The sequence below is a fragment of the Pseudomonas sp. LBUM1659 genome, assembly GCF_059716045.1.
The window spans coordinates 2,580,422-2,597,887 of sequence record NZ_CP166797.1 but is presented as its reverse complement, the minus strand read 5'-3'; the positions used below and the strand labels follow the sequence as shown (position 1 = coordinate 2,597,887).

Sequence of the window (17,466 nt, the reverse complement as noted above, 5' to 3'; positions counted from 1 at the left end):
GGATCAGAGGGTGGTTTTGAAAGTGAAAGTGACCATGCCGCGATCCTTGAGCTGGGCCACGGTACCGGCAAACGCAGTGGGCTGGCCGGGCACGCAGTTGTATTGACCGTTGGCACCGGGCGCAGCGCCATCGCCATGGGCGGAAGCGTTGCCGGCAGAACCGCAGGTGTCGAAGTCGCCAAAGTTGTCGACGTATTTGAGGTCGAAGCGGTATTGGCTGTGCACGTCCATGCCGACGCCGACCGAGTAGCTGCCGGTGCCTTTGTTGCCGCCCAGTTGCACGGACGACTGGCCCGCGAGGCCAACGTTGTAGCTGACCGGCATGAACATATCGATGCCGGGGAATACCTGGTACCAGGTCGGGTTGAAGTTCATACCGACGATGTAGTTGTCCTTGGAGACCTTGTCGACGCCGTTGTACCAGTCCTCGCCCTTGAACAGTTGCTTGTTCTCGGTCACGTCCAGCCAGCGGCTGTAGGCCAGTTCAACCAGCAACGAAGAGGAGTCCCAGATCGGCGTTTCGCCGAAGGTGGTCAGGCCGTTCAGCACCGCGTGCACGGTGTTGCCGCGTGCTACACCGTTTTCGCCATCGAAGCTGCTGATGAAGCCCGGGGCCTTGGCCGCGCCCAAGGTCGGGTTGACGGTGCCGGGAACGCTGGACAGCGCCATGTTGTGGCGATAGTTGAGGTCGAAACCGACACTCACGCCTGCAATGTTTTTGGCCAGGCTGAAGCCGTAGATATCAATGTCATCCACGTAGAACTGGTTGTAGCTGCCGGCAATGCCCGAAGCAATCGCCGCCGGCGTTACAGCACTCGGCTGCAGCGCCAGATTGGGCAGGATGTCCGAGGTTTTGCGGTAGTAGATACCCATCGTGCCGTCCAGCCACGCCGGGCTCCACTTGGCCATCAGGCCGAAGTCACCACTGTTGCTTGGCGTGAAGGTATGGCCGTTTTGCAGGCGCAGAAACTCATTGGCGCCCAACGGGCCCTGAAGGCCGAAGAACGGATTCCTTGCGGCAACCAAGGACAAGTTGTGGCCGCCGCTCTGGATACCGTCGTTGAAACCCAGATACGTGCCGGATTCCGGCAAGCGTGCGGCGTTCCAATCGAGGAAGTACTGCGCCGCGAGGGTCAGTTCCGGATTGACGGTGAAGCTGGTGGACAGCTGATTGCGCGGGATGAACAGCTCTTTGGCTTCAGTGCCCGGCACCGCGAGAGCCTTGGACAAGTCCAGACCGGACTGGCCATAGTTATTGCCGTGTGCAAAGGCCAGGACACTTTCACCCCAATAGACCGTGTGTTTACCGGCCTTGCCACTGAGCATCGATTCATCACCGATTTCGGTGCTGCCGAAGACGAAGGCGTCGAGGATCTCGGAGGACGGGCCGTTGTAATAACGGTCGGCATAGCCGCTCTGGTGCCTCGAATCAGGCTTGCCGTCATTCAGCTGGTTGGTCGACGGGTTGAAGCTGCCGACGTTGTCATAAGCATGGTCGTACCAGCTGTTGGCGCTGACCCGAAAACCCATCTGTTTTTTGTACACCACGTCCAGCTCCGACATGACGTCGAGGCGCTGGGCGACCGGGCTGCCGGAAGAAAAATTGCGGTCACCGTCGTTGTTGTTCCACGAGTTGGCCAGCTTGCTGTTCGCCGCCTCGACACGCTGGGCGTAGTTGAACTTCAAGGTGTTGTCGAAACGAACCGTCAGGTCCTCGTTCCCCGTATCGAACTCGAAGGCCTGCGCTGGCGCCATGCCCAGCCCGGCAAGAATCGCCGAAGCCAGCAGCCCGCGCCGCAGATTTGGATGGCAGATCTTATTGTTGTTATTCATCTAGCGTGCTCGCCTTCTCTGTGGTTTCACGAAAAGTCATTCAAGAAAATGCCGACTTCGGTGTGGTGCCCTGCTCTAAGGGGCACTGACCAGTTCGGTCGAGACTGTTGTATCGCGAGGGGTGGGGGGCGCGCCGGTCAATTGGGCCAAATCATCGGTCAACGCAACTTGCCGATCAGCCAAGGCTTGTTCGCCGCAACCCTCTGTAGGAGCCGGGCTTGCTCGCGATGGCGGTGTGTCATTCAACATTGATGTTTGAATGACAGGGCCTCATCGCGAGCAAGCTCGGCGCCTACAGGGGTTGTTGTTTGCCTGAGGGTTTTGTGCAGGAAGGATGTTTCAGAGTTGCTGGCGAAAGTCCGTGGGCGACAGCCCGGTCCAGCGCTTGAACGCGCGGGTGAAATTGCTGGTATCGCTGAAACCCAGGAGAAAGGTGATTTCAGTCACCGGCCGCGCCGCCTGGCTCAGATAGCTGTACGCCAGCTCCTTGCGGGTGTCATCGAGCAGTTGCTGGAAATGCGTGCCACGCTGGGACAGCTTGAGTTGCAGCTTGGTCGGGCTCATGTGCAGCGCGCTGGCAACCTTGTCGCGGGTGCAATCGCCGTCCGGGAGGAACTCGATGATTTTCTGGGTCACGCCGGTGATCACATCACTTTTGTCCAGCCGCGCCAGGTAACTGATGATGATGTTGTCGTTGACCTGAGCCAACTCCGGGCAGGAACCGCTGAGCGGCTGCACCAGATCCGCCTTGTCAAACACCAGCAAGCTGCTGGCCTGCCCGAACAACACCGGCGACCTGAACAGTACTTCATAAGGGCCCGCACCTTCGTGGGGCATCGGGCGACAAAACTCCATCCGCACAGGCTTGAACTCTTGTTTATAAAGCAGGCGCATGGTGCGGATCAGAAAGCCGAAAAATGCATCTTCAGTCTCGGCGCAAAGCTCCTGCACGTGATCGAAGCGGAACAGAACCTGCTCGTCAACCTGGGTGACGTGGGCCTTGGCGACCTGGGACACCAAGCGGAAATAACGCTCCAGTCGCCGGCAGAAATCCAGCAACGTGCCACTGGCCGCCAGCGAATAGCCCAATGCATGCAGGTGTGTGAGGTGAATATGCTTGGCCACGGTCAACCCGAAATACGGGTTGTTGGTCACATCGACGCAGGCTTGATACAGCTTCGTCATCGTTGCGACCGGCAGGCGGGCCATCGGATCGGTAGCGACGCCCAGCGCGATGCCCATCGCGGTAAAGATCCGTTTGCTGTCGACCCCACTGGCGTCCAGCGCGTTAGCGATGGCCACGGTGTAGCTGCTGATGGTGGTGGGTTGCAACGCTTCTTCACGCAACGATGTTTCGGTACCGGGCGTATCCATTTTCGAACCTGACATGGGCCTGCCTGTTGGGGATGCGAAAGTCGATACTCGCCCCCCAACCGTCCATCGGTCAATCACCCGTCGCGGGCATTTTCACGATGTTCCGATGCTTGGCGCGATAGTCACCTGCTTCACTGACCAGCGAATTCATTCTATTGACCAGTGCCGAACCGGCCTTGTACCCACAATAGGTTCATGTGGTGCATCCAATAAAAAGAGAAGAACAGCATGAGCCAGAACGCAGAGTTCGATTACATCGTAGTGGGCGCGGGCGCTGCCGGTTGTGTGGTTGCCAGTCGCCTGTCGGAAGATCCGACGATTTCCGTCTGCCTGCTGGAAGCCGGCGGCCCCGACAGTCATCCGCTGGTGCACATGCCGGCGGGCGTTGCGGCGATGGTACCGACCTCGATCAATAACTGGCAGTACCAGACCGTCCCGCAGCCAGGCTTGAACGGCCGCATCGGCTATCAGCCTCGGGGCAAGACCCTGGGCGGCAGTTCTTCGATTAACGCCATGGCCTATCACCGGGGACACCCGCACGATTTCGACCGCTGGGCCGCATTGGGCAACCCCGGCTGGAGCTATCAGGAGGTGCTGCCGTTCTTCAAGCGCGCCGAGCACAACGAACACTTCAAAGACGAACTGCACGGGCAAAACGGCCCGCTGAATGTGCGCTTCCACTCATCGCCCAATCCGTTCGGCGAAACCTTTGTCGAGGCCGGCGTACAGGCGGGCTATCCGCCCTGCCCCGATCAGAATGGCGCGATCATGGAAGGTTTCGGTCGCGTTCAGGTGATGCAAAAGGACGGTCAGCGCTGCAGCGCGGCCAAGGCCTACCTCACCCCTAACCGCCACCGGCAGAACCTGCACATCGAAACCCACGCCCACGCCACACGAATCCTGTTCGATGGCAAGCGCGCGGTGGGCATCGAGTTTATGCAGAAGGGCGTAAAACGAACCCTGCGCGCACGGCATGAACTGATCCTGAGTTCCGGCGCGTTCAACTCCCCTCAGCTGTTGCTGCTGTCCGGCGTCGGGCCAACGAGTCAATTGCTGAAATTCGACATTCCGGTGGTTCACGAACTGCCAGGGGTCGGCCAGAACCTGGTGGACCACATCGACTACGTGCACTCCTATCGCGTCAAGTCGCGCAACTTGATCGGCCTGTCACTGGCCGGAGCGTGGGACATTGCCAAAGCGGCGTTCCGCTACTGGCGCCGCCGCAACGGCCCACTGACCACCAACTTCGCCGAGGCCTGTGCCTTCGTCAAAACCTCGCCGGAGCTGGCTCAGGCCGACATTGAACTGGCGCTGACCATCGCCATGTTCGCCGACCATGGACGTACGCTGTATCGCGGCCATGGTCTGAGCGTGCACGCCTGTCTGCTGCATCCGAAAAGCGTCGGCCAACTGACCCTGGCGAGCGCCGACCCGATGGTCGCGCCGCTGATCGACCCCGCGTTCCTGACCCATCCCGATGACATCAAAACGCTGATCGCAGGCTATCGGATCATCCAGAAAGTCATGGCGACCCCGGCGTTCAAGGCGTTTTGCCCACGGGATGTGATTGACGATCCGATGAGCAGCGACGCCGAGGTCGAGCAGGTGCTGCGCAACCGTTCCGACACCCTCTATCACCCGGTCGGCACCTGCAAAATGGGCGACGATGCGATGGCAGTGGTGGATGCCCGATTGAGGGTCCATGGCCTGGAAGGTTTGCGCGTGGCCGACGCCTCGATCATGCCGACTATCATTGGTTGTAGCACCACCGCCGCAACGGTGATGATCGGCGAAAAAGCCGCCGAGTTTATTCGTCAGGACCGCGCAACCAGCGCCTCTCTTTGCTCGAAGGACGATCATGAATCCAGTACGCGCCCTTACCCCGCATAAGCTGCTCGTGGTTTCAGCAGTTATCGAACTGACGACCGGCGTGGCGCTGCTGCTCACGCCGGGCCTTGTTTGCAACCTGTTGCTGGGAATGACCACGACGGACGCGACCAATCTCGTGGCCCGGTGTTTTGGCATCGCGCTGATTGCCCTCGGGATCGCGTGTTGGCCCCGACCAGCCACCCCTGCCGCGCTGCGTTCGATGCTGTTCTACAACGGCGCGATTGCCTTGTATCTGGTTTACATCGGCGTGTCTGTCGGCGGCGGGTTACTGCTGTGGCCAGCGGTGGTGTTGCATGCCGTGATGACCGCGCTGTTTCTACGTCGTTAACCTCCCCCACATAGACATTCATTCAAAGGAGTACGCACATGGGCGTATTGGACGGCGTTCGTATCGTCGAAATTGCCGGTATCGGACCGGGGCCGTTTTGCGGCATGTTGCTGGCGGACATGGGTGCCGAGGTGATTCTGGTGGAACGCGCCGGCACCAAGGCCGGTGACATGCTCGACCTGGGCAAGCACGCCATCGTCAATCGCGGCAAACAATCGATTGCCCTGGACCTCAAAGACCCTGAAGCCATCGAAGCGGTGTTACGCCTGATCGAAGGCGCCGACGCGCTGATCGAAGGCATGCGCCCCGGCGTCATGGAACGTCTGGGCCTGGGTCCCGACGTGTGCCTGGCGCGCAATCCGCGACTGGTCTACGGGCGCATGACCGGTTGGGGCCAGCAAGGTCCATTGGCCCAGGCCGCTGGCCATGACCTCAACTACATCGCCCTGTCCGGCGCCTTGTGGTTCAGCGGCGAAGCCGGCCAGGCGCCGATGGCACCACCGACGCTGGTGGGTGATCTGGGTGGCGGCGCGCTCTACCTGGCGATGGGCATTCTGGCCGGGATCATCAACGCCAGCACCAACGGCGTCGGTCAGGTGGTGGATGCGGCGATTGTCGATGGCAGCGCCAACCTGATGAACCTGTTGCTGTCCGCGCATTCCGCTGGCCAGCAGCCACTGGAACGCGGTTGTGGCCTTCTCGATGGCGCCCATTGGGCCCGAACGTATGCCTGCGCCGACGGCTTGTTCGTCAGCGTGCAAGCCCTCGAACCGCAGTTCAACGCCCTGCTGTTCAGCAAGCTGGGGCTGGGTGACGACCCGGACTTCAAGAGCCCGTACGACCCACGTTTGTGGGGGCCGCTGCGCAAGCGCCTGGAAGCCGTATTTGCCAGCCAGCCGCGCCAGCACTGGATCGACCTGCTGGAAGGCAGCGACGCCTGCTTCGCCCCGGTACTGACACCGGCCGAAGCCCTGAACCATCCGCACATGGCCGAACGTGGCGTGTACTCACGCCAGAACGGCGTGCTGCAAGCCGCACCGGCGCCACGGTTTTCCGCGACGCCTTCGGCTGTGGGCAAGGTGCCGATCCGAGGGGAACACAACACAAGCATTCTGCGCAAAGCAGGTTTGAGTGAAGAGCAAATCCAGCGACTGATCTGAAAAATCGGGGCCAGATGTCAATCAGACAAGTCCCGAAATTCCACAATCCCCTGTGGGAGCCTGCTCGCGATGACGGAGTGTCAGTCGGCAAAGATGTTCCTGACCCGACGCCATCGCGAGCAGGCTCGCTCCCACAGGTTCTGCGCTTTAACTGACAGTTATCTGGCTAAGCAGGCACATCAATCTGATCCAGCACCCGGTTCGCGGTGATCTCGGCCACCATGATGCTGTTTGAAATGCCCAGCAACGCGTAGCGCGCTTCACCTTCCAGGTGGTCCACCAACTGATGGACCATCACATCGACCGAGGCCAGCGTCTCGACCAGAAAAACCACGAGGGTTTCGTTGGTCGCCTCCTGGTCCACGGAAAACAATTTGCTGGGCGTACGCGCGGTGGCTTTGATGTCGGCATTCGACGGGAAGTGGTAGTCGAGGGCGCGTTCGGCGGCCTCGTTGAGTTTGTTTGAATCGGGTTCGTACGGGGAAACCGGATCGGTGTCTGGTGGGTTCGGCGTTACTTTGAACATTTGCTTGCTTCTCTGATTGGGCGCCAACCCTCCTGCTGCTAAACGAGAGGGAGGCAGCTGTACGCAGGTTAGCAGACCGGGGAAGCTAGCAAAGCCGGCGCGCCCGAAGGCGCCCTGCGCACAACTACCATCAAGTGCAGGCATGGGAATGCCTGACTGACAACAGCTTGTGCAGCTTACTTATAACCCCGGGCTGCTAAACCCGACCACTGATGGGCAGTGGCAGGGAAACGATAGAGGCCAGGCCCAAGACGCACAAGCCGGCGGATTCTGGCGTAACGGTAGGCAACGGCGCAAGGGCTTGTAGCTTTCAGGACGTAACCTTGATGGCACTTAAACACGCACCTTCAAAACGCGTTTAATGAGCCCGGCATACTGCGGTGACAAGTAAACCCTGTGGGAGCGAGCCTGCTCGCGATAGCGGACTGGCAGGCAACACACCTGCCGAATGCAAGACCGCTATCGCGAGCAGGCTCACTCCCACACGTTCCGCGTTTTTACTGGCAGACATCTGGTGCTTTGAGCATGCCGTTTAGCATGGCCGCTGGGCGTGGGCCACCTCAGCTTTTCAGGAGCACTGCAATAGGACTGTCCTCGCGCAACGCATGACAGGTGTTGAGCAAAGCCCCCCTGGCATTGCGGTAAGCCTCGGCATCGGCTGGCGTGCGCGGTGCGACCAGGGAGCGGGCCATGGGGATGGTCTGGAACGCCGTCGTCGCGATCGGCAGCAACAATTCAGTCAGATGCACGCAACCACCAATCCCGCCGAACAGTTCCTTGATTCGCCGCGAAAACCCCGGGCCGATCCGTTCGCCAAGCAACTTCTGATAGGCCGGCATTGCCCCGCGACACTGGCTGGTGGGCACGTCCGGCATGGACATCTGCACGTCACGCACGATGAAGCCATCGTCCAGGGTCAGGCGTATCCACATTCCGTGGTACGTCTGGCCCGTCTCGACGATGCGGCCTTCAGCAAGCGTCACCGGATGGGTCTTGCGGTCGTTCAGCCGCCCTTCGATATCCCACAAGCCATCAGCGCGCAAAAAGCCCTGGCATTCTACCGTGCGCCGGTGAATCAACCGGCGGCCCGCTTCATCAAGTTCGTCAGTCATTTTTCAACCCCGTTGCTTGCGGCGACGACGCCACATCAGTACGCCCACCAACACCAGCAGCACCGCGACCACCGGCGGCGCAGCAGCCTTGAGTTTGGGAATCACCACGTGTTTCAAGGCATACATCTGCCCTTGGTGCATGTAGTCATATCCGACCGGCATGGGCAGCACGCCATTGACGCGGACGTACTCGGCGTAGTCGGCTTGCATGGCCGCAAAGCGCTCGGGCATCTGCTGTTGCAGGTCGTGGACCTCGCCGGGGTCGGTGACGATGTTGTAGAGGTGCCATTGTTCGTTGCCCACGGGTTTGAGGCTTTTCACCAATTTGTAATCGCCCTTGAACAGCGCGGCGCTGCCCGACAGTTCATAGCCGATGGCTTGATCCTCGGGGTGCACACGTTTGGCATGGCCTTGCAGCACGGGGACCAGGCTGGCGCCGATCATCGGTTCCACGGCACGCCCCTGAAACTCACCGTTATGCGCCGGTACCCCGGCCACCTCCAGCAAGGTCGGGACAATGTCGGTGACGTGAGTGAAGGCTTTGGCGATGTGATTGGCCTGCATGCCAGGCACGCCTGAAACGATCAACGGCGCACGCAACCCACCCTCGCCGGCAAAAAACTTGTAGCCGCTCAACGGCGACGCGGCGGCACTGGCCCAACTCGGGCCGATGCTGCTGAAGGCGCCCTTGCTGCCCAGGCGATCAAGCTGGCGGGTGTAGTTCATTTCCAGCCACAGCCGTAGGGCGGGGATGGCGTAAGGGTCGGTGGGTTCGCTGCCGTTATCGGACAGAAACACGAACACGGTGTTGTCGTATTCGCCGGTATCTTTCAAATGCTGGATGAAGCGGCCGATCTCCTGGTCCATGGTTTCCGCCATGCCGGCATAGACTTCCATGCGCCGTGCTTCGTAGCGTTTTTCATGTTCATCCAGCGCGTTCCAGTCGGCGGTGCTGGCCATGGTTTGCATGCCGACACCGGCCGGAATCAGCCCCAACTCCACCGCCCGGTCGCGTCGCTCATTACGTAACGCGGTCCAGCCTGCGTCATAGCGCCCCTGGTACTTGTCGATGATCGCTTTGGGCGCCTGGACCGGAACGTGATTGGCCTGAAAACCCAGGTAGGCAAAAAACGGCTTGCCGTTCTGCCGGTCTTGCTCGATGTACTGCAACGCCTTGTCGACGATGAAGGTCGAGGAGTAATAGTCCTTGGGCAGATGCGCCGGTTGGCCGTTTTCGAACCAGGCGGCCTTGTCGTACAGCGGTGCGTAGGGCCGCTCTTCCCAGTTGTCCGAGCCGCTGTCGGCCTGGATGAACGAGCGGTCGAAGCCACGCTTGTCCGGCAAGGTGTCCGGGGTTTTACCCAAGTGCCATTTGCCGGTGATATAGGTGCGATAACCGCCCTCCTTGAGCAGGCTGGCGACGGTGATTGCATTGTCGTTGAGCACGCCGCTGTAACCGGGTTTGCCCAGGTGTTCCTCAGGCATGGTTTCCGGCATGTTACCGACGCCGTTGCGGTGGTTGTCGACGCCGGTCAGCAGCATCGAGCGCGTCGGTGAGCAGGAGGCCGTGACATGGAAGTCTGAAAAGCGCACGCCTTCACGGGCCAGGGTGTCGATGTTCGGCGTGGCGATTTCGCTGCCGAAAGAACCGACGTCGCTGTAGCCCCAGTCGTCGGCGACCAGTACCACGATGTTTGGGTGTTTGGGGGCTGCGAAACTTTGGCTGGTGAACGCTAGACAACACAGGGCCAGGGCGAGCGGCTTCAACGGGATCATCCAGGGTTTCCTTATTCTTATAATTGTGGGAGCGAGCCTGATCGCGAAGGCGATATGTCAGCCAACATCAATGCTGAATGTGATGGCCTCTTCGCGAGCAAGCCTGCGCCTACAGGGGGAAATCGTCTGTCACAAAATCTGTGTTCCATGGCGATCAATTGTGGGAGTGAGCCTGCTCGCGATGGCGGCGTGTCAGTCAACATCAATGTTGAATGTGCTGGCCCTATCGCGAGCAGGCTCGCTCCTACAGTTGATCGGTGTTTGGCTCAGGTCAGGGTTTCAATAGGGCCCCGACGACCCGGCGAAACAGCTGGCCGTAGGGCGGGCGCAATAGACCCATCACGTCCCATCGCGGCGGTGTGAACACCGAGCGTTCCAGGCTGAATGCCTTGAACCCGTATCCGCCCCGGTAGCGACCAAACCCCGAGTGACCACAGCCACCAAAGGGCAAGTCGGTCTGGAACAGGTGCTGCATCACTTCGTTGATGCAGGCGCCCCCCGAATGGGTGCGTTCCAGCACATGCCGGGCCTCGGCGCGGTCATCACCGAAGTAGTACAGCGCCAGGGGCCGGGGGCGGGCGTTGATGTAATCGAGTACTTCGTTGATGTCGCGATAGCCGCGAATCGGCAGCAGCGGGCCGAAAACTTCCTCTTGCATCGCCAGTGCCGAGTCCGGCGGATCAACCAGCAGGGTCGGTGCGATCTTGCGTGAAGCGCTCAAGTCTTCGTTACCCGGATTGACCTCGATCACCCTGACGCAGTGGTCACGGGCGTCTTGCAGACAAGCTTGCATCCGCAGGTATTGCCCGGGCGTCGCCATGGCCGTGTAGTCCGAATTGTTCAGCAGCGTCGGGAACATGCGCTGCATTTCGACCTGCATGAAGCTCAACAAGTGTTCGAGGTCATCCTCGTGCACAAACACATAATCCGGGGCGATACAGGCCTGCCCTGCGCTGACGCCCTTTCCGCCCCAGATGCGTTTGGCGGCGTTTTGCAGGTCGGCACCGCGACCGATGATGGTCGGCGACTTGCCGCCCAGTTCCAGGGTCAACGGCGTCAGATGTTCCGCGGCGGCCCGCATCACCAGCCGCCCGACCCGTGGGCTGCCGGTGAACACCAGGTGATCGAGCGGCATGGCAGAAAACGCCGCGCCCAGTTCGGCGCCACCGATAAAGCCTGCCACTTCGGTGTCGTCGAACTGTTGGGCCAGCAACTCGATCAGCAGGCTGGCCGTGGCCGGCGACTGATCGGAAAACAGCAGAATGGCGCGGTTACCCGCCGCCAGCGCTTCAGCCAGCGGCCCCAGTGCGATGGCAATCGGGAAATTCCACGGCGAGATGATGCCGATTGTCCCCAACGGCTGAAAACGGATTTCAGCCCTGGCGCCCAGCCAGCCGCTGCCCAGTTCAGCTTTGCGGCGCTGCGGACGCATCCATTGACGCACATGATCACGCGCATATTTCAGGCCTTGTATCGGCAACAGCACATCCGCCAGCAGCGACTGATCATGACTGCGCCAGGTAAAGTCCTTGGCCAAGGCTTCGCAAAGCGCCTGCTGGTTGTTCAGCAACAGGTTGATGACCCGGTTGATCCGCTCAATACGCAATTCGGCGGACGGCGGCCCTTCGGACAAAGAGGCTGCCTGCTGGCGCGCGAGCACCGCTGCGACCCGCGCGGAGACCGGAGTGAAAAGCGCTTGCGGCTCACCATTGAGGGGTAAGTTCATGGTCGTGATCCTATCGTGCAGGCGCATTGGGGCCGATCAGCTCAAAGTCCGGAGAGAATTTGTCCAGCGATCCCAGTACGTCATAGACCGCCATCTTGCTGCCATCGATCTTCAGATCGCCTTTGACAACCGCCTCAATCGGCGACAGCTTTTCCGCGAGAATGGCGTTCAGCGTTTCGCGGGTCAGGGTCAGCGTGGCGTCGGCCTTGTCGGCGTTGTAATCAGGGACATAGGTCAACGCCGAGTTCTCCAGATTGAGCATGTAACGTTTGCCGTCAGGACCGACATCGGTGAAGTTCCAGTTGAGGACAACGTGTTTGCCCTCGACATCCGCCGCCTTCAGACGCACCCCCAGGTAATCGAAAATATTGTCGATGGTGAGCGCGCGCAGCATGTCGGGGCTGGCGGTGCGCAAGGGCGAGGCGAGTTTCTTGCCGCCGCTGCGTTGTTCCATGGCGGCGGCCAGGTAGCTGTTGCGCTCGACCGCTGATTCGGCCTGATAACCCAACTGTTCCAAGGCATCGGCGGACAACTCTCGAGCGGCCTTGTTGTCCGGTTCGGCGAAGATCAAATGGCTCATGGCTTGCGCCACCCAGCGGTACTGACCGTTGGCAAAATCGGTGCGAGCGTGGGCCAGCACGGTGTCGGCACCGCCGCCATACTCGACAAACTTCTTGCCGTAATCACCGTCGGACAACGCGTCCATATTGGCCGGGTTGGCGTCATACCAGCCCATGTACTGCTGATACACCGCCTTGGAGTTGCGCTGTACCGAACCATAAAAACCGTGGGTGAAGGTTTCACTCGCCAGGCTCGCCGGAACGTGACTGCGCATGTATTCGGCAATCTCTACCGGTTTGTAGCCTTTGTTGATCAGGCGCAACGACTGGTCGTGCAACCACTTGTACATGTCCCGTTGCTTGGACAAATAGTTGACCACGCGCTCATGACCAAACACCGGCCAGCCGTGCTGCCCCACCAGAATGTCGGTACCGGGCCCGAACTGATGCAGGGCTTGATTGAGGTATTTGGACCAGGCGAGACCGTCGCGAATGCTCGCCCCGCGCAACGTCAGCAGTTGATGCTGGGTCGGCAGCGCCAGTTCACCGGTATCCAGCACTTTGAATTGCGGGAAGTAGTGGATGAACTCGGCGGGCGCTTCGGTGCCGGGTGCGAGCATGTTGACGATTTCCACGCCATCGATGGTCAGGGTTTGCACCGGCTGGTCGAGTTCGAGGGTCGGCGGGATCATGGTGATCGTGCCGTTGGACAAGGCCTTGGCGCCGCCGAGGTCAATCTGGCCCTGGGCGCTGCGTGGCAAGGTCGTACCGAACTGATATTCGGCGCGACGGCTCATGGCGTTGCCGGCCATCACGTTCTCGGCGACCGCGTGTTCCATGAAGCCTGCCGGGGCAATGATCTGCACCTTGCCCGACTTCACGTCCGCTTCATCGACGATGCCGCGAATGCCCGCGTAGTGATCGACATGGCTGTGGTTGTAGATCACCGCCACCACCGGTTTGCGCGGCCGGTGCTGGTAATACAATTCCAGCGAGGCGTGTGCCACTTCGGTGGCCAGGTTGCAGTCGATGATGATCAGGCCGGTCTTGCCTTCGATGATCGTCATGTTGGTCAGGTCCAGACCGCGCACCTGATAAAAACCGTCCGTGACCTTGAACAGCCCGTTGGCCATGCTTTTGCGCGCCTGCTGCCACAGGCTCGGGTTGACCGTGGCTGGCGCGTCGGCTTTACCGAGGAATTCGTAGCCCTTGAGGCTGAACACCACGTGACCGTCGGCGGCGATGGTTTCGGCATCGGGCAGGCTGGCGATAAAGCCGCGCTGGATATCGGCTTCGGCCAGCGGATCAACGGCCGGCATGCTGTGTGCCGTGTTCGCGTTGGCGGCGATGGTCGCCTCGGTCGCGGCTTTCTGGCCGCCCTGCCCTGCGCTATTGTCGAGCGCTTGCTGATGAATGCCGCTTTGACCTCGCGACCATTGCAGCCCACCGACAATGCTGGCGGCCAACACTGACACCGTCAGCACTACACGGATTTTCTTCATCGCACGGTCTCTCTCTAATTGTTGTTCGAATACCGTTTCGATGGTGCAAGCAAGTGCGTCTGGGCTGCTGGTCTTCTCGATCAATTCGTCTGTCTTCACAGACCGGATATCACCCAATGTCACTGAGTCATGAGGACAAATCTGTCGGAGTGAGCCTGCTCGAGATGGCGGCCTGTCAGCCAACATCAATGTTGAATGTCAGACCGCTACCGTCGGAACGCCGCCCGGAGCAAGCTCACTCCTACATTGGATCGGGGCGTCCTGAGTTTCTGCTGCCTCCCTCTCCCCCTGCGGACAACCGCTTTCGTTGCAATGACCTGCGACAGCCCCTCTTGCGTTCCTACTATCGGCCCATCAACAACGCCAATAGCGCGCTAACAATAAGAGGAGTTGTCATGAGTGATGATGTGCTGCTGTATGAAATCGTCGGTCCGGTGGCGCGCTTGACGCTCAATCGGCCACGGGCCATGAACGCGTTGAACCTGGCGACACTCGCCGAGCTTGAACGCTGCCTCAACGATATCGCGCTCAACGATGAGCTGCGGGCGGTGATCCTCACGGGCACCGGTCCGGCCTTCTGCGCCGGCGCCGATCTGAAAGAAGTGCTGGCCGGCAGCAGCCTGCCCGCTGGCGAAGCCGACTTCCTCGACCGCGCCAATCAGGTCTTCGGCCAATTGCGCAATTTCCCCAAACCGGTGATTGCGGCGCTCAATGGCGTGACCATGGCCGGCGGCCTGGAATTGGCAATGTGCGCTGACATCGTGGTCGCCGCTCAAAGCGCGACCCTGGCCGACGCCCATGCCAATTTCGGTGTCTTTCCCGGTGCCGGTGGCGCTGCGGTGCTGCCGCGACTGATCCCGTTGAACATGGCGATGTACTTGCTGATGACCGGCAAGTCCCTGTCGGCCAGCGAAATGAAAGGCTATGGCCTGGTGTGCGAAGTTCACGCCGACGACGAACTCGCCGACGCCGCCGTGGCTCTGGCCAAACAAATCGCCAAGAAGAGCCCGATTGCCCTGCGCCGCATGAAAGAAGTGGCTCGCGCCTCGGCCGACAAGTCGCGCGACGACGCCTTGCAGCACGAGCAAGTGATGCTGCGCCAGCACCTGCGCACCGCCGATTTCCAGGAAGGCCTGCAAGCCTTCGGCGAAAAACGCGCACCGAACTTCAAGGGCCGCTAGGCCGCCACGTCCCCGAACCAGCAGGAACAGACAATGAACGATATTTATGTAGTGGGCGTTGGCATGACGCCGTTCGGCCGATTGCTTGACCGCAGCGTCTACGACATGGTTGACGAAGCTGTGGGCCTGGCTTTGAAAGACGCCGGCGCCACCACCGCTGACGTCGGTTCGGTGTATTACAGCACCATGACCAATGGCATGCTGCAAGGCCAGACCGGTATTCCCGGTCCGATCGCCATGCGCCGCATCGGCATTGAAGGTGTGCCAGTGTTCTCCGTCGAGAACGCCTGCGCATCGGGTTCGTCGGCCTTCAACCTCGCCACCCTGGCCTTGCGTGCCGGCCAGTGCGATATCGCCCTCGCCGTTGGCGCCGAGAAGATGAATGTCCCGGACAAATCCAAGATGTTCGCCGTGTTCGATGGCGGCTGGGACGTGTCCACGGTCGAGCAGAACAAGCAGACCTTGCTGGCCATGGGCGAAGGCATCGTGCCACCGCCGGGCACCGTTTCCGAGCGTCCTTACAGCGTGTTCATGGACGTGTATGCCTCCATTGCCCGCAATCACATGCTGCGTTACGGCACCACACAACGGCAGATCGCCGCAGTGGCCGCGAAGAACCACCAGCACTCGGTGCACAACCCGCTCTCGCAATTCCAGCAGGCCTTCAGCATCGACGAAGTGCTGGGTTCGCCCGCGATCTGCTACCCGCTGACCACGCTGATGTGTTCGCCGATCAGCGACGGTGCCGCCGCTGTTCTGCTGTGCAACGCCGAAGGCCTCAAGCGCTTGAAAAACGATGGCGATCGCGCCGTGCGCGTACTCGCCAGCGTGGTGCAAACCGGCAGCAACCGTGGTCTGGATGAGCCGGAAAAAATCGTCGCTCACCTCGCGGCGAAAAAAGCCTACGCCCTGGCCGGTGTGAACCCGTCCGACGTCGACGTCGCGGAAGTCCACGACGCCTCGGCCATCGGCGAAATCCTCAACGCTGAATCGCTGATGCTGGTGCCCTTCGGCGAAGGTGGCCCGGCTGCCGAGCGCGGTGATTTCACCGTCGGCGGTCGCATGCCGATCAACCCGTCCGGTGGTCTGGAATCCAAGGGCCACCCGATTGGCGCCACTGGCCTTGGGCAAATCCATGAGCTGGTCACGCAGCTGCGCGGTGAGGCCGGCAAGCGCCAGGTCGAAGGTGCGCGCATTGCCATTCAGGAAAACGGTGGTGGCCTGTTCGGCATCGAAGAAGCCGTGGTCGCCGTCAACATTCTTGCCAACAAAAATATTTAAGGAGCACCCCATGGGACACGTCATGCGCACCCCGGAACAACTCGAAGCCGTCGAGAGTTTCCGTCGTTTCCTGGCCGACAAGATCGACCCGGTGTTCAACAAGGAATACCGTGACAAGTTCGTGCCTAAAGAGAAAATGGCCGAAATTATGCGCCAGCTCTCCGAGTTCGGCATGGTCAGCGGCGCCGTCAGCGAAGCCAATGGCGGCCTGGGCCTGGACTGGCCAACCATGACCATGTTGTTCGAAGAAGTCGCCGCCTGCTCGGTGGACCTGTCGACACCAGTGGTCATCAACTCCTTCGGCGCACAAATGCTGGAAAAACTGGCCCCGGATCACCTGCGCGAACGTTACCTGCCAGGCCTGATCAGCGGCGACTCGTTTGTCAGCGTGGGTATCTCGGAGCCAGACGTCGGTTCCAACGTGCTGGAAATCAAGACCCGCGCCCGTCGCGACGGTGACGACTACATCATCACCGGCGAGAAAACCTGGATCAGCAACGGCTCGTACTCCGACTTCCTGATCTGCACGTGCCGCACCGGCGAAGACCCGCGCAAAGGCCTAACCCACTTCCTGCTGGACCGTAAAGAACACCCGTATGAAGTGCAGAACATCCACAAGATGGCCTGGAACAGCCAGTCCACCGCGCAGATCTTCCTCAACGACGTGCGCGTTCCGGCCAGCAACATCATCGGCGGCGAAGGCCAGGCACTGAAAAACACCCTGTCGTTCTTCGAGCGTTCCCGGGTGTTCGTGGCGGCTCAAGGCCTGGGCATCGGCCGCCGCGCACTGGAAGAAGCCGTGCGTTACGCCAAAGAGCGCAAGCAGCACGGCAAAGTGATCGCTGGTCACCAGTTGATCAGCGCCATGCTCGCGGAAATGGCCACCAATGTTGACGCCGCCCGCCTGCTGACCTACCGCGCCGCCGAGATGATCGGTGCCGGCATCCCGGCAGAAATGGAAGCCGCCATGGCCAAGTACTTCGCTTGCGAAGCCGCGGTGACCATCGCCCGTCAAGCCGTGCAGATCCACGGCGGCGCCGGTGTGACCACCGACTTCCTGGTCGAGAAACTGGCCCGCGAAGCCATCATCGTGCCGATTCCGGAAGGCACCACGCAAATCCAGCAACTGATCATTGGCCGCGCCCTGACCGGGGTCAACGCGTTCTGATCAACCGCCCGTTCCATCCCTAACAATAACAACCCGGCCCCTTTGGGCC

General features: G+C 60.7%; 13 protein-coding genes. 6 read left to right on the top strand and 7 right to left on the bottom strand.

Features of this window, described 5'->3' with window-relative positions:
• Positions 1-3: 3 nt before the first annotated feature.
• Positions 4-1,833, bottom strand: a complete 1,830-nt coding sequence (locus ACA048_RS11745; RefSeq protein ID WP_497629256.1) for a DUF1302 domain-containing protein — start codon at positions 1,831-1,833, stop codon at positions 4-6.
• Positions 1,834-2,172: 339 nt separating this feature from the next.
• On the bottom strand, positions 2,173-3,222 hold the full coding sequence (locus ACA048_RS11740) for an AraC family transcriptional regulator (protein ID WP_497629255.1): 1,050 nt from the start codon (positions 3,220-3,222) through the stop codon (positions 2,173-2,175).
• Between the two features lie 213 nt (positions 3,223-3,435).
• Here ACA048_RS11740 and ACA048_RS11735 point away from each other — a divergent pair, with 213 nt between their 5' ends.
• Genes ACA048_RS11735 through ACA048_RS11725 form a run of 3 tightly spaced genes read left to right on the top strand, consistent with a single transcriptional unit; the run spans position 3,436 to position 6,585 of the window.
• Positions 3,436-5,097: a GMC family oxidoreductase gene (locus ACA048_RS11735; RefSeq protein WP_497629254.1), complete on the top strand. Its 1,662-nt coding sequence runs from the start codon at positions 3,436-3,438 to the stop codon at positions 5,095-5,097.
• Complete coding sequence (locus tag ACA048_RS11730) at positions 5,066-5,425, top strand: hypothetical protein (RefSeq protein WP_497629253.1); 360 nt, start codon at positions 5,066-5,068, stop codon at positions 5,423-5,425. The genes ACA048_RS11735 and ACA048_RS11730 overlap by 32 nt, the downstream gene beginning before the upstream one ends.
• A gap of 38 nt (positions 5,426-5,463) precedes the next feature.
• Positions 5,464-6,585, top strand: coding sequence for a CaiB/BaiF CoA transferase family protein (locus ACA048_RS11725; protein WP_497629252.1), 1,122 nt, complete (start codon positions 5,464-5,466; stop codon positions 6,583-6,585).
• 166 nt (positions 6,586-6,751) lie between these two features.
• On the opposite strand, the gene ACA048_RS11720 is transcribed toward ACA048_RS11725, so the two are convergent.
• The 5 genes from ACA048_RS11720 to ACA048_RS11700 all read right to left on the bottom strand — a co-directional run bounded on the left by ACA048_RS11720 (position 6,752) and on the right by ACA048_RS11700 (position 13,787).
• Positions 6,752-7,111 carry a DUF6124 family protein gene (locus ACA048_RS11720; RefSeq protein ID WP_497629251.1) on the bottom strand — a complete coding sequence of 120 codons (360 nt, stop codon included), beginning with the start codon at positions 7,109-7,111 and terminating at the stop codon, positions 6,752-6,754.
• A 560-nt stretch (positions 7,112-7,671) separates the two neighbouring features.
• Positions 7,672-8,223 carry a DUF2889 domain-containing protein gene (locus tag ACA048_RS11715; RefSeq protein ID WP_497629250.1) on the bottom strand — a complete coding sequence of 184 codons (552 nt, stop codon included), beginning with the start codon at positions 8,221-8,223 and terminating at the stop codon, positions 7,672-7,674.
• A 3-nt stretch (positions 8,224-8,226) separates the two neighbouring features.
• Positions 8,227-9,999 carry an arylsulfatase gene (locus ACA048_RS11710; protein ID WP_497629249.1) on the bottom strand — a complete coding sequence of 591 codons (1,773 nt, stop codon included), beginning with the start codon at positions 9,997-9,999 and terminating at the stop codon, positions 8,227-8,229.
• Positions 10,000-10,270: 271 nt separating this feature from the next.
• The gene (locus ACA048_RS11705; RefSeq protein ID WP_497629248.1) at positions 10,271-11,725 is read right to left on the bottom strand and encodes a coniferyl aldehyde dehydrogenase; all 1,455 of its coding nucleotides are present in this window, start codon (positions 11,723-11,725) and stop codon (positions 10,271-10,273) included.
• Between the two features lie 10 nt (positions 11,726-11,735).
• Entirely contained in the window at positions 11,736-13,787 is a 2,052-nt protein-coding gene (locus ACA048_RS11700; protein ID WP_497629247.1) for an alkyl/aryl-sulfatase, read from the bottom strand.
• Between the two features lie 395 nt (positions 13,788-14,182).
• Between ACA048_RS11700 and ACA048_RS11695 the strand changes: the two genes are divergently transcribed.
• From ACA048_RS11695 to ACA048_RS11685, 3 genes are read left to right on the top strand one after another with little or no spacing between them, the layout of a single operon-like run.
• Positions 14,183-14,968: an enoyl-CoA hydratase/isomerase family protein gene (locus ACA048_RS11695; protein WP_497629246.1), complete on the top strand. Its 786-nt coding sequence runs from the start codon at positions 14,183-14,185 to the stop codon at positions 14,966-14,968.
• Positions 14,969-15,001: 33 nt separating this feature from the next.
• On the top strand, positions 15,002-16,249 hold the full coding sequence (locus tag ACA048_RS11690; RefSeq protein WP_497629245.1) for a thiolase family protein: 1,248 nt from the start codon (positions 15,002-15,004) through the stop codon (positions 16,247-16,249).
• Between the two features lie 10 nt (positions 16,250-16,259).
• Positions 16,260-17,417, top strand: coding sequence for an acyl-CoA dehydrogenase family protein (locus ACA048_RS11685; RefSeq protein ID WP_497629244.1), 1,158 nt, complete (start codon positions 16,260-16,262; stop codon positions 17,415-17,417).
• Positions 17,418-17,466 lie beyond the last annotated feature (49 nt).

Bases quoted from the DNA above. Each gene is read 5' to 3' on its own strand.
- ACA048_RS11745 (WP_497629256.1), bottom strand. From the start codon at position 1,833: ATGAATAACAACAATAAGATCTGCCATCCAAATCTGCGGCGCGGGCTG.
- ACA048_RS11740 (WP_497629255.1), bottom strand. From the start codon at position 3,222: ATGTCAGGTTCGAAAATGGATACGCCCGGTACCGAAACATCGTTGCGT.
- ACA048_RS11735 (WP_497629254.1), top strand. From the start codon at position 3,436: ATGAGCCAGAACGCAGAGTTCGATTACATCGTAGTGGGCGCGGGCGCT.
- ACA048_RS11730 (WP_497629253.1), top strand. From the start codon at position 5,066: ATGAATCCAGTACGCGCCCTTACCCCGCATAAGCTGCTCGTGGTTTCA.
- ACA048_RS11725 (WP_497629252.1), top strand. From the start codon at position 5,464: ATGGGCGTATTGGACGGCGTTCGTATCGTCGAAATTGCCGGTATCGGA.
- ACA048_RS11720 (WP_497629251.1), bottom strand. From the start codon at position 7,111: ATGTTCAAAGTAACGCCGAACCCACCAGACACCGATCCGGTTTCCCCG.
- ACA048_RS11715 (WP_497629250.1), bottom strand. From the start codon at position 8,223: ATGACTGACGAACTTGATGAAGCGGGCCGCCGGTTGATTCACCGGCGC.
- ACA048_RS11710 (WP_497629249.1), bottom strand. From the start codon at position 9,999: ATGATCCCGTTGAAGCCGCTCGCCCTGGCCCTGTGTTGTCTAGCGTTC.
- ACA048_RS11705 (WP_497629248.1), bottom strand. From the start codon at position 11,725: ATGAACTTACCCCTCAATGGTGAGCCGCAAGCGCTTTTCACTCCGGTC.
- ACA048_RS11700 (WP_497629247.1), bottom strand. From the start codon at position 13,787: ATGAAGAAAATCCGTGTAGTGCTGACGGTGTCAGTGTTGGCCGCCAGC.
- ACA048_RS11695 (WP_497629246.1), top strand. From the start codon at position 14,183: ATGAGTGATGATGTGCTGCTGTATGAAATCGTCGGTCCGGTGGCGCGC.
- ACA048_RS11690 (WP_497629245.1), top strand. From the start codon at position 15,002: ATGAACGATATTTATGTAGTGGGCGTTGGCATGACGCCGTTCGGCCGA.
- ACA048_RS11685 (WP_497629244.1), top strand. From the start codon at position 16,260: ATGGGACACGTCATGCGCACCCCGGAACAACTCGAAGCCGTCGAGAGT.